The organism is Halomonas sp. G15 (genome assembly GCF_021282295.1).
GTDB classification, from domain to species: Bacteria; Pseudomonadota; Gammaproteobacteria; order Pseudomonadales; family Halomonadaceae; genus Halomonas; species Halomonas alimentaria.
In genome coordinates this window covers 57,612-68,940 of record NZ_JAJSPA010000010.1, presented here as the reverse complement: position 1 = coordinate 68,940, position 11,329 = coordinate 57,612, and the positions used below count along the sequence as shown (strand labels likewise).

General features: G+C 67.5%; 10 protein-coding genes. 2 read left to right on the top strand and 8 right to left on the bottom strand.

Annotated features, from left to right (window positions below; translation table 11 throughout):
- Positions 1-255: 255 nt before the first annotated feature.
- Genes LWH48_RS07005 through pgi form a run of 6 tightly spaced genes read right to left on the bottom strand, consistent with a single transcriptional unit; the run spans position 256 to position 8,845 of the window.
- A complete protein-coding gene (locus tag LWH48_RS07005) occupies positions 256-1,080 on the bottom strand; it encodes an ion transporter (protein ID WP_232912021.1) in 825 nt (274 codons plus the stop codon).
- On the bottom strand, positions 1,077-2,306 hold the full coding sequence (gene serB, locus LWH48_RS07000; RefSeq protein ID WP_232912020.1) for a phosphoserine phosphatase SerB: 1,230 nt from the start codon (positions 2,304-2,306) through the stop codon (positions 1,077-1,079). The genes LWH48_RS07005 and serB overlap by 4 nt, the downstream gene beginning before the upstream one ends.
- Positions 2,307-2,364: 58 nt before the next feature.
- Complete coding sequence (parC, locus tag LWH48_RS06995) at positions 2,365-4,626, bottom strand: DNA topoisomerase IV subunit A (protein WP_232912019.1); 2,262 nt, start codon at positions 4,624-4,626, stop codon at positions 2,365-2,367.
- A 6-nt stretch (positions 4,627-4,632) separates the two neighbouring features.
- Positions 4,633-6,513, bottom strand: a complete 1,881-nt coding sequence (gene parE / locus LWH48_RS06990) for a DNA topoisomerase IV subunit B (protein WP_232912018.1) — start codon at positions 6,511-6,513, stop codon at positions 4,633-4,635.
- Positions 6,514-6,528: 15 nt separating this feature from the next.
- Positions 6,529-7,155 carry a YqiA/YcfP family alpha/beta fold hydrolase gene (locus LWH48_RS06985; protein WP_232912017.1) on the bottom strand — a complete coding sequence of 209 codons (627 nt, stop codon included), beginning with the start codon at positions 7,153-7,155 and terminating at the stop codon, positions 6,529-6,531.
- Positions 7,156-7,183: 28 nt separating this feature from the next.
- Positions 7,184-8,845, bottom strand: a complete 1,662-nt coding sequence (gene pgi / locus LWH48_RS06980) for a glucose-6-phosphate isomerase (protein ID WP_232912016.1) — start codon at positions 8,843-8,845, stop codon at positions 7,184-7,186.
- A gap of 93 nt (positions 8,846-8,938) precedes the next feature.
- Here pgi and cmoA point away from each other — a divergent pair, with 93 nt between their 5' ends.
- Both cmoA and cmoB read left to right on the top strand, forming a co-directional pair.
- Positions 8,939-9,751, top strand: a complete 813-nt coding sequence (gene cmoA, locus LWH48_RS06975) for a carboxy-S-adenosyl-L-methionine synthase CmoA (RefSeq protein WP_232912015.1) — start codon at positions 8,939-8,941, stop codon at positions 9,749-9,751.
- A gap of 2 nt (positions 9,752-9,753) precedes the next feature.
- Positions 9,754-10,746 carry a tRNA 5-methoxyuridine(34)/uridine 5-oxyacetic acid(34) synthase CmoB gene (gene cmoB, locus LWH48_RS06970; protein WP_232912014.1) on the top strand — a complete coding sequence of 331 codons (993 nt, stop codon included), beginning with the start codon at positions 9,754-9,756 and terminating at the stop codon, positions 10,744-10,746.
- Positions 10,747-10,758: 12 nt separating this feature from the next.
- Here cmoB and LWH48_RS18440 read toward each other — a convergent pair whose 3' ends face one another.
- Both LWH48_RS18440 and LWH48_RS06965 read right to left on the bottom strand, forming a co-directional pair.
- Positions 10,759-11,079 (bottom strand): type II toxin-antitoxin system PemK/MazF family toxin, encoded by a 321-nt coding sequence (locus LWH48_RS18440; RefSeq protein WP_442908300.1) that lies wholly within the window; start codon positions 11,077-11,079, stop codon positions 10,759-10,761.
- Complete coding sequence (locus LWH48_RS06965; protein ID WP_232912013.1) at positions 11,073-11,312, bottom strand: AbrB/MazE/SpoVT family DNA-binding domain-containing protein; 240 nt, start codon at positions 11,310-11,312, stop codon at positions 11,073-11,075. Before LWH48_RS06965 ends, LWH48_RS18440 begins: the two co-directional genes overlap by 7 nt.
- Positions 11,313-11,329: the final 17 nt, after the last annotated feature.

Here is an 11,329-nt window from a genome sequence, read left to right as displayed (position 1 = left end):
GGGGCGCTGCATGAAAGATCACGGTGCGGCAGGCAGCGCCCCGCTGGGGCGATACCGGTGCGACCTGGAAACAAGCTGTGACGACGGGGATGGATGACATGGTACGACCTCTTGACGACCGGGGCTCCAACAGGGGAGCAGTGACTCGGCGATGCAGGCGGCATCGCCAGCGCTCAGGCTAGCGCTAGTAGTCGTAGGTCGAGGTCGTACGCGGTCAGGTTCATACCCCTAGAAAATCAGGCCTGGAGGGCGTTGTCAACTCCGTCGCTCCAGCAGTGCCTCCATGCGGGTCAGCTGGTCACGCAGCTCGCGCACGTCGCTGCGCAGGCCGTGGAGCTCGGCGGCCTCCCCCTCGCCGCTCTCGATCTCCATCTGCACGCTCTCCTTCTGCATCACGTCGAGCACGATGCCGATCATCATGTTGAGGAAGATGAACGCGGTGAGGAAGATGAAGGTCAGGTAGTAGATCCAGCTCCAGGCATACACCTCCTGGGTGGCATACATCACGTCGGTCCAGTCCTCGAAGGTGGCGATGCGGAACAGCGTGAGCATGGCGATGGAGATATTGCCCCACAGGAATTCATCGATGTCCGCGAACAGGAAGCTGCCGATGGCCGCATAGATGTAGAAGATGATGAACATCAGCAGCGCCACATAGCCCATGCGCGGGATCGACTTGACCAGTGCCGCCATCAGCAGGCGCAGCTCGGGGATCATCGAGACCAGGCGCAGCACCCGGAAGATGCGCAGCAGCCGCGCCAGCAGCACCATCTCCGAATCGTCCAGGGGGATCAGGCTGGCGGTGACGATCAGGAAGTCGAAGATGTTCCAGCCGCGACGGAAGAAGTCCCGCAGGCGCCGTTCCGCGGCCATGCGGATCAGGATCTCCACCAGGAAGAACACCGTCACCGCCACGTCCAGGGCCAGCAGCCACTGCTGGAAGCGATTGGTCTCCTCGTAGGTCTTGGCGCCGATCAGCAGCGCCGAGATGATGATGATGGCGATGACCGCGGTCTCGAACAGCTTGTTGGCGCGCAGCCGCTCGAAACGGTCGCGCCATGCCTCGAAGACCGAGCTCACGACGCTGACTCCTCCAGGTCACCCTGGCGATAACCGATCAGGTAGAGCACCGCATCGAGCCCCAGCGTCGAGATGGAGTGGCGCGCCTGGACGCGCACCAGGGGCTTGGCGCGGAAGGCGATGCCGAGCCCGGCGGCAGCGAGCATCTTGAGGTCGTTGGCGCCATCGCCCACGGCGATGGTCTGCTCCATGGCAAGCCCCTCGCGTGCGGCGATCTCGCGCAGCAGCTCTGCCTTGCGGTCGGCGTCGAGGATCGGCTCGCGGACCTCGCCGGTCACCTTGCCGTTCTCGATCACCAGCTCGTTGGCGTGGATCTCGTCGAAGCCGAGCTTCTCCTGCAGGTGGCGGGCGAAGTAGGTGAAGCCGCCCGAGAGGATCGCCGTGCGGTAGCCCAGGCGCTTGAGCTGGGCCATCAGCCGCTCGACGCCATCCATCAGCGGAAGCGACTCGGCAATCTCGGCCAGCACCGACTCGTCGAGGCCGGCAAGCTTGGCCATGCGCTCGCGGAAGCTCTGCTGGAAGTCCAGTTCGCCGCGCATCGCCCGCTCGGTGACCTCGGCCACCTCGTCATAGACGCCGTGGCGGCGCGCCAGCTCGTCGATCACCTCGGCCTGGATCAGGGTGGAGTCCATGTCGAAGCACACCAGGCGGCGGTGGCGGCGCCAGATGGAGTCCTCCTGGATGGCGATATCCACGCCGTGCATGGCGCCCAGCGCCAGCGCCTTCTCGCGCAGGGCGTCGAGGTCCACCTCCTCTCCGCGCAGCCAGCACTCCACGCAGGCACCCTGGATGGCATCACGCTCACCGGGCACACCGCCGTCCAGCGGCTCGCGGCCGGAGAGGCGGTGGATCAGCTCCACGGTCAGGCCATGCTCGGCGGTGAGCGCCCCCACCTCGGCCAGGATCCCGGCGGGCAGGTGCGGCGCCAGCAGGGTCAGGATCAGCCGCGGCTGGCTGGCCTGGCTGCTCCAGCGCTGGTAGTCCTCGGCGGCAACCTGGATCGCCTGGACGTCGAGGCCCAGCTCGTCCCCTGCCGCCGAGAGCGCCGCCTCGAGATCGGCCTCCCGCTCGAGCCCCACCAGGGCCTCCAGGGAGAGCATGCCGAAGGTCACGCTCTGGTTGATGTCCAGCAGCCTCGCGCCGCTGGCGGCCAGGGCCCTGCCCAGGCCGGCCAGCTGGCCCGGCTGTGCCGCGCCGGTGGCGCGGATCAGGATTCGTCGTGTCATGGTTGCCTCAGGAGCTCTCTCGTTTCCGCGGCTGATCCGGCGCCGCGGCACCATCTTGTCAGCTGTCGCCGTTCAACGCTTCCAACCTGTCGACCTTCTGCAGCCCGCGGGGTAACTTGCTGCCGCGCCGGCCGCGCTCGCCGAGATAATACGCGAGATCGTCGGCCTTGAGTGTCAGGTGGCGCTTGCCGGCGTGCACCACCAGCGCCGCGCCCTCCGGCAGCACCACCAGGTCGCGCACGAACTCCTCGCGCCGCGCCGCCCGTGGGCCCGGAATATCGATCATCTTGTTGCCCTTGCCCTTGGCCATCTCCGGCAACTCCGCCAGCGGGAAGAGCAGCAGGCGCCCCTCGTTGGAGACCGCCGCGACCAGCGCCCCCTCGCCCTCCGGTACCGCCACCGGCGGCAGCACGTTGCACCCCTTGGGCACCGTCAGCACCGACTTGCCGGACTTGTTCTTGCCGACCAGCTCCTCGAGCCGGGCCACGAAGCCATAGCCGCCGTCGGAGCCGAGCAGGTAGCGGGTGGACGGCGGTGCCAGCATCACTCCGGCCATATGGGCACCGGCGACCACGTTGACCCGGCTGGTCACCGGCTCGCCCTGCCCCCTCGCGCTGGGGAGGTTGTGGGCCTGCAGGGTATAGGCGCGGCCGGTGTCATCGAGCAGCACCAGCGGCTGGTTGGTCTTGCCCCGGGCGGCCAGCGCGAAGCGGTCTCCGGCCTTGTAGGAGAGCCCGGCGGGGTCGATCTCGTGGCCCTTGGCGCTGCGGATCCAGCCCTTCTCGGAGAGCACCACGGTGACCGGGTCGGCGCCCACCAGCTCCACTTCGGAGAGCGCCCGGGCCTCCTCGCGTTCGACGATGGGCGAGCGTCTGGAATCGCCATGGGCCTCGGCGGCATCGCGCAGCTCCTCCTCGATAAGGTCGGTGAGCTTGGCCTCATTGCCGAGCAGCTCCTGGAGGCGTGCGCGCTCGGCCTCGAGCTCCTCCTGCTCGCCGCGGATCTTCATCTCCTCGAGCTTGGCCAGGTGGCGCAGGCGCAGCTCGAGGATCGCCTCGGCCTGGCGGTCGCTGAGACCGAAGGCCTCCATCAACGCAGGCTTGGGGGCATCCTCCTCGCGGATGATGCGGATCACCTCGTCGATGTTGAGGTAGGCGATCAGCAGGCCCTCGAGCAGGTGCAGGCGATCCTCCACCTTGCCCAGGCGATGCTCCAGGCGCCGACGCACCGTGGAGCGCCGGAAGCGCAGCCACTCGCCGAGCAGGTCGGGCAGCGCCATCACTCGCGGGCGGCCATCGAGACCGATCACGTTCATGTTGACGCGGATGTTCTTCTCGAGGTCGGTGGTGGCGAACAGGTGCGCCATCAGCGCCTCGATATCGACGCGGTTGGAGCGCGGCTCGATCACCAGCCGGGTCGGCTCCTCATGGGTCGACTCGTCGCGCAGGTCGGCCACCATGGGCAGCTTCTTGGCCTGCATCTGGGCGGCGATCTGCTCGAGGATCTTGGCCCCGCTGACCTGGTAGGGCAGCGCAGTCACCACGATGCTGCCCTCCTCCATCACGTAGCGGGCGCGCAGCTTCACCGAGCCACGCCCGCTCTCGTAGAGCTTCCGCAGGTCCGCGCGGGGCGTGATGATCTCCGCCTCGGTGGGAAAGTCCGGTGCCGGCAGATGCTGGACCAAGTCCGCGGTGGTGGCCTCGGGGTGACGCAGCAGGTGACAGGTGGCCTCGACCACCTCGTTCACGTTGTGGGGCGGGATATCGGTGGCCATGCCCACGGCAATGCCGGTGCCGCCGTTGAGCAGCACGTGGGGGAGGCGCGCCGGCAGCACCACCGGCTCGTTCATGGTGCCATCGAAGTTCGGGGTCCAGTCCACGGTCCCCTGGCCCAACTCGGCCAGCAGCACCTCGGCGAACTTCGACAGCCGCGCCTCGGTGTAGCGCATGGCGGCAAACGACTTGGGGTCGTCGGGGCTGCCCCAGTTACCCTGGCCATCCACCAGCGGGTAGCGGTAGCTGAACGGCTGGGCCATCAGCACCATCGCCTCGTAGCAGGCGCTGTCGCCGTGGGGATGGAACTTGCCCAGCACGTCGCCGACGGTACGCGCCGACTTCTTGTATTTGGCGCTGGCATTGAGGGCCAGCTCGCGCATGGCGTAGACGATGCGCCGCTGCACCGGCTTCATGCCGTCGCCGATATGCGGCAGCGCCCGGTCGAGGATGACGTACATCGAATAGTCGAGATACGCCTTCTCGGTGTACTCGCGCAGCGAGAGGCGTTCGACGTCGCCCTCCGCTACCTGGATATCCATGGTCATAGGGGGTTACACCTCGATGTCCGCCAGATTGCCGTAGTCCTCGAGCCAGCTCTTGCGGTCGGAGGCGCGCTTCTTGGCCAGCAGCATGTCCATCATCTCCATGGTGCCGTCACCGACCTCGCGGGTGAGCTGCACCAGGCGGCGAGTCTCCACCGCCATGGTGGTCTCGCGCAGCTGCAGCGGGCTCATCTCGCCCAGGCCCTTGAAGCGCTGCACGTTCACGGTGCCCCGCTTGCCCTCCAGCTTGCGCAGGATCGCCGACTTCTCGCTCTCGTCCAGGGCGTAGAAGACCTCCTTGCCCAGGTCGATGCGGTAGAGCGGCGGCATGGCCACGAAGACGTGGCCGGCGTCCACCAGCGCCGGGAAGTGGCGCACGAAGAGTGCGCACAGCAGGGTGGCGATATGCAGGCCGTCGGAGTCGGCATCGGCGAGGATGCAGATCTTGTGGTAGCGCAGCTTGGACAGGTCGTCGCTGCCCGGGTCCATGCCGATGGCCACGGCGATGTCGTGGACCTCCTGGGAGCCGTAGATATCGTGGCTTTCCACCTCCCAGGTATTCAGGATCTTGCCGCGCAGCGGCAGAATCGCCTGGCTCTCGCGGTTGCGCGCCTGTTTGGCACTGCCGCCGGCGGAATCGCCCTCCACCAGGAACAGCTCGCTCTGCGCCGGATCCTGGCCGGAGCAGTCGGCCAGCTTGCCGGGCAGCGCCGGGCCCTGGGTGACCTTCTTGCGCGCCACCTTCTTCGAGCTCTTCTGGCGACGCTGGGCGGCGCTGATCACCAGCTCGGCCAACGCCTCGGCCTGGTCCACATGCTGATTGAGCCACAGCGAGAAGGCGTCCTTGACCACCCCGGAGACGAACCCCGCCACCGTGCGCGAGGAGAGGCGCTCCTTGGTCTGGCCGGCGAACTGGGGGTCGAGCATCTTCACCGAGAGCACGTAGGCGACCCGCTCCCAGAGGTCCTCGGCGGTCAGCTTGACCCCCCGCGGCAGCAGGCTGCGGTACTCGCAGAACTCGCGAAGCGCCTCGAGCAGGCCGGCGCGCAGGCCATTGACGTGGGTGCCCCCCTGGGGCGTGGGAATCAGGTTGACGTAGCTCTCCAGAAGCGGCTCGCCGCCCTCGGGGAGCCACTGGATCGCCCAGTCCACCCCGTGCTCGTCGTCGGCGAAGTGGCCGATGAAGGGCGCGGCAGGCAGCACCTCATAACCGTCGGTGGCCTGGGCCAGGTAGTCACGCAGGCCATCGGCGTACTGCCACTCGCTCTCGGTACCATCGGCCTCCACCAGGCTCACCTTGAGCCCCGGGCAGAGCACCGCCTTCGCGCGCAGCAGGTGCTTCAGGCGCCCCACGGCCAGGCGCGGACTGTCGAAGTAGCTCGGCTCCGGCCAGAAGCGCAGCACGGTTCCGGTATTGCGCTTGCCCACGCTGCCGACCACCGCCAGCTTGGAGACCGGCTCGCCGTGCTCGAAGGCGACGGCGTGGCGGCTGCCGTCGCGCAGCACCTCCACCTCGAGGCGCCGGGAGAGCGCGTTGACCACCGACACGCCGACCCCGTGGAGGCCGCCGGAAAACTTGTAGCTTGCGTTGGAGAACTTGCCACCGGCGTGGAGCCGGGTAAGGATCAGCTCCACCCCGGAGACGCCATGCTCGGGGTGGATATCGATGGGCATGCCGCGGCCGTCGTCGGAGACCTCGATGCCGCCATCCTCGAACAGGCGCACGCTGACTTGGCTGGCGTGGCCGGCCAGCGCCTCGTCGACGCTGTTGTCGACCACCTCCTGGATCAGGTGGTTGGGACGGCTGGTGTCGGTGTACATGCCCGGGCGCTTGCGCACCGGCTCCAGGCCGGATAGCACCTCGATCGAACTGGCACTGTATTGCGTCATGAGTCGTCCGGTTCCTTAGTGTTGGCTGGCCTGCCACTCCGGCGGCAAGGCATGGCCGCCATGGGCCAGCACCGCCGGCAAGTGCCGGGAGAGCACCGTGAAGGCGTGGTCGGCCCCGGGGTGCAGCAGGGTCCGCGCGCCGCGATAGAGCGTGAAGGCATGCGCCGGGTCGAGCACCTCATCGGCGCTGCCCAGCAGCAGCAGGTAGCGCTCCGGGGTGACCGCCTCGGGCGTCAGCGCCGCCAGCTCGGCCAGGTGCTGGCGGCCGATGGTGAAGCGCTCGCCGGTATGCTCGTTGGCGAAGCGCTCGCCCACCCATTCGGCCACCAGGTCCGCCGGGCGCACCGCCGGGTTGATCAGCACGCCATCGAGGTCGTGGCGCTCGGCCAGGCAGGTGGCCAGGAAGCCTCCCAGCGAGCTGCCCGCGACCAGCGGGCGCTCCCCCAGCTCGGCCAGGCGCGATTCGGCCAGTGCCAGCGCCGCACCGGGACGGTGCGGCAGCTGGGGGGTAATACAGGGCACTCCCAGGGCCTCGCAGGCACGGCGCATCAGCACTCCCTTGGGCGAGGCGGCACCGCTGTTGAAGCCATGCAAATAGAGCACGCCGCTGGCCACACGCCCCCGCCGTGGCTCGCTCAGCATACCGCAACACCTGTATGGGTAGCCAGCATCATGGAGACTCTCCCTCCGCCGCCCAGGCCGCCTCGATCAGCGCCCGGGTGGAGGCATCCATGGACGCGAGGCCCTGGTGGCTCTCGAGGATACGCTGGGTCTCCCCGGCAATCTTCTTGCCCAGTTCAACGCCCCACTGGTCGAAAGGGTTGATGCCCCAGATGGTGGCCTGGACGAATACCTTGTGCTCGTAGAGCGCGATCAGCGACCCCAGAGTGGCCGGGGTGAGCTCGTCGAGCAGCAGGGTGCTGGAGGGCTGGTTGCCACGATAGCGCTTGTGGCCCGGACGCGGGCCATCATCGGCGATGGCGTCGTCGCCCAGCATCAGCACCCTGGACTGGGCGAAGCAGTTGGCCAGCGTCAGCCGGTGCTGGCCCTTGAGGTGCTCGCGAGTGGCAGAATCTTCCACATCATCATAGCGCCTGAGCGGGGCGATGAAGTCGCACTCCACCGCCTGGGTGCCCTGGTGCAGCAGCTGGTAGAAGGCGTGCTGGGCGTTGGGGCCGAGCTGCCCCCACAGCACCGGGCAGGTGGCGTAGTTCACCTCGCGACCATCGTGGGTCACCGACTTGCCGTTGGACTCCATCTCCAGCTGTTCGAGATAGGCGGCGAAGTACTCCAGGCGGCCGTCGTAGGGCAGGATGGAGTGGGCGCGGATATCCAGGAAGTTGGCGTTCCAGATCCCCGCCAGGGCCAGCAGCACCGGCAGATTATCGGCCAGGGGCGCCTCGCGAAAGTGGCGATCCATGGCATGAGCGCCGGCCAGCAGGGCGCGGAAGTTGTCCATGCCCACCATCAGCGCGATGGGCAGGCCGATCGCCCCCCACAGCGAATAGCGCCCGCCGACCCACTCCCAGAACTCGAGACGGTGGGCCGGGTCGATGCCCCACTCGCCCATCTTCTCGGCGCTGGCCGAGACGCCGATGAAGTGCTGACGCATGATCAGCTCGGCGTCGACGCCCTCCGCTCCCGCCAGGCGCCCCATCAGCCAGTCGCGGGCGGTATTGGCGTTGGAGAGGGTGTCGATGGTGGTGAAGGACTTCGACGACAGCACGAAGAGCGTGGTCTCGGGGTTGAGCCGCCGCAGGTAGTCGGCCAGCTGGGAGCCGTCCATGGTGGAGGCGAAGTGCACCTCGACGGGATGTACGTCATCCGGGCGATAGTCGGACAGGGCGTGGGTCACCATCAACGGACCCAGATCGGAGCCACCCACCCCCAGATTGACCACATCACGAATCGCCCTGCCGGTGGCGCCGCGCCACTGCCCAGCGTGGAAGCGCTCCACCATGGCGGCCATGCGCTCCAGAGTGCGATGCACCCCGGGCACCAGATCCTCGCCCTCCACCACCAGGGAAGCATCGGCGGGCAGGCGCAGGGCAGTATGCAGCGCCGGGCGATCCTCGCTGACGTTGACCCGCTCGCCGTCGAGCAGCCGGCCAATGGCGGCGGGCACCTCGGCCTGCTCGGCCAGCGCCAGCAGGTGTTCCAGGGTCTCGGCGGACCAGCGCTGCTTGGAGAGGTCCAGGGTGAGACCCGCGGCGTGGCGGGTGAAGCGCGGCTGGCGATCCGGCTCCGCCGCGAACAGCTCGCGCAGATGGGTCTGGCCCAGGGTATTGGCATGCGCCTGCAAAGCCTGCCAGGCGGGGGTCTGATCGATCATGGCTCCTCCTTGGACGTCGTATGAACGGGCCTCCGTGCACCTCCCTACATCACAACGTAGAATGACGGATTTCCCTGCATGACTGGCTCGACGATGAGTGACGCATCTTACCGTGACGCGATCTTTTCGACACCCCTCGACCGGGTGGCACGATTCTCCTTCGACGAGCGGGTAGTCGCCTGCTTCCCCGACATGATCCGTCGCTCGGTGCCGGGCTACGGGCAGATACTCGGCATGCTGGGGCTGATCGCCCGCCGCCACCTGCGTCACGGCGCCCGGGTCTACGACCTGGGCTGCTCGCTGGGCGCCGGCGGCCTGGCCCTGGCCGGCCAGCTCGCCCCGGACGCCTTTCGCTACACCGGTGTGGACCTCTCGCCGGCCATGGTGGCCCGCGCCCGGGAGACCCTGACCGCCGAGTGCCCCGAGCATGCCATGGAGGTACTCGAGGGCGACATCCGGCGCCTCGATTACCAGCCGGCCGGCATGATCGTGCTCAACTTCACCCTGCAGTTCCTGCCCCCGGAGGACCGCGAGGCGCTGATGACCCGGCTCTTCGAGGCGCTGGAGCCCGGCGGCGTGCTGGTGCTCTCGGAGAAGATCCAGGCCTGCGACGAACAGGAGAACGCCTGGCTGGTGGAGCGCTACCACGACTTCAAGCGCGCCAACGGCTACAGCGACCTGGAGATCAGCCAGAAGCGCACGGCGCTGGAGAACGTGCTGGTCCCCGACACCCTGGACGCGCACCACGCCCGCCTGGCCAGGGCCGGCTTCTCGCGCAGCCATACCTGGTTCCAGCTGCTCAACTTCGCCTCCGTGGTGGCATTCAAGGACGGGGCGTTCAAGGACGGGGCGTTCAAGAACGAGGCCTTCAGGGACACCGCCTCCCCCACGTCACAGGAGACCTGAGGGTGCCGATACCCGCCGAACACCGCGACCTCTACCGGGCCTTCCTCGATCAGGGCCTCGATACCTGGCTGGCCCGGCTGCCCGAGCAGCTCGCCCGCGGGCTCGATCGCCGCCGCTACGGTGACCTTCCCGCCTGGGAGAAGGCGGTGGCCAAACTGCCCCCGTTGCCGGAGGAGCGCGAGGTGCGCCTGGATACCGATACCATCACGGTGGAATGCGACCTTTCCGACAGCCGGCGCCGCCAGTGCGAGAACCTGCTCGGCAAGCTCGCCCCCTGGCGCAAGGGTCCCTTCTCACTTGGCGGCATCCCGATCGATACCGAGTGGCGCTCCGACTGGAAGTGGCAGCGTGTCGCCCCCCACCTGGCACCGATGGCGGGCAGGAAGATGCTCGATGTGGGCGGCGGCAGCGGCTACCACGCCTGGCGCATGGCGGGGGCAGGGGCCTCCTTCGTGTTAGTGATCGACCCCTCGCCGCGCTTCTTCTGGCAGTTCCGGGCGGTACGCCACTTCGTCGGCGACGCCGACGACCAGCGCACCCACTTCCTGCCGGTGGGCATCGAGGAGGTCCCCGAGGAGCTCGGCTTCTTCGATACGGTGTTCTCCATGGGAGTGCTCTACCACCGACCCTCGCCGCTGGAGCACCTGCTGCAGCTCCGCGGCGCCCTGCGTCCCGGTGGCGAGCTGGTGCTGGAGACCCTGGTCGTCGAGGGCGATGCCACCAAGGTGCTGCTGCCCGGGGAGCGCTACGCTGCCATGCCCAACGTCTACTTCCTGCCCTCCTCCGCCGCCCTCTGCCAATGGCTCGAGCGCTGTGGCTTTACCAACGTGCGGGTGGTCGACGAGGCACCGACGACGACAGAGGAGCAACGCACCACCGAGTGGATGACCTTCCAGTCCTTGGCCGACTTCCTGGACCCCGGCGACCCGTCTCTGACCCGGGAAGGCTACCCCGCCCCGCGCCGCGCGGTGATCATCGCCAATCGGGTGAGTTGAGAGGAACCAAGTCTACTCGAACATCTCCAGGAGGGTGGCATGCCAGATGGAAGGCGGAATGTCTCCCATTCTGTCCAGGACCCGGCGCTTGTCGATGCAACGGAGCTGATCAAGCAGTATTCTTGCCGGCTTCCCCTGAAAGCTAAGGGTGGGCCGGCAGCCGAGTGGCTGTCCCTTGCTGGTGACAGGCGCCACGATGACCCTGGGAAGTACACTATTCATGTCATCTGGTGAAATAACCAGCGCCGGACGGGTCTTGCGAATCTCGCTGCCTACCGTGGGATCAAGGTTGACCCAATAGACCTCACCGCGGCGAATATCACGACCTACCACTGCCACTCATCCTCGCCGGCTTCTACCTCTACAAGGTCTTCCCAAACGGCATCGTCGCGGCTGGCATCATAACCGCTGAACCATTGGCGTCGCGGCTGCTTGATCGGTTCCACTACCAGCCGCTGCCCCTCAAGATGAATCTCAACTTCATCGCTGACACCCAGCTCGGCCAGCATGGCGGCCGGAATCAGCACTCCCTTCGAGTTACCGATCTTTCTAAGGTGCGTCCGCATTTTTCCCTCCTACCAAC

What these genes read in the sequence shown, in the direction of transcription:
- serB (WP_232912020.1), bottom strand. Translation starts at nt 2,306, where the DNA reads ATGACACGACGAATCCTGATCCGCGCCACCGGCGCGGCACAGCCGGGC.
- parC (WP_232912019.1), bottom strand. Translation starts at nt 4,626, where the DNA reads ATGACCATGGATATCCAGGTAGCGGAGGGCGACGTCGAACGCCTCTCG.
- parE (WP_232912018.1), bottom strand. Translation starts at nt 6,513, where the DNA reads ATGACGCAATACAGTGCCAGTTCGATCGAGGTGCTATCCGGCCTGGAG.
- LWH48_RS06985 (WP_232912017.1), bottom strand. Translation starts at nt 7,155, where the DNA reads ATGCTGAGCGAGCCACGGCGGGGGCGTGTGGCCAGCGGCGTGCTCTAT.
- pgi (WP_232912016.1), bottom strand. Translation starts at nt 8,845, where the DNA reads ATGATCGATCAGACCCCCGCCTGGCAGGCTTTGCAGGCGCATGCCAAT.
- cmoA (WP_232912015.1), top strand. Translation starts at nt 8,939, where the DNA reads ATGAGTGACGCATCTTACCGTGACGCGATCTTTTCGACACCCCTCGAC.
- LWH48_RS06965 (WP_232912013.1), bottom strand. Translation starts at nt 11,312, where the DNA reads ATGCGGACGCACCTTAGAAAGATCGGTAACTCGAAGGGAGTGCTGATT.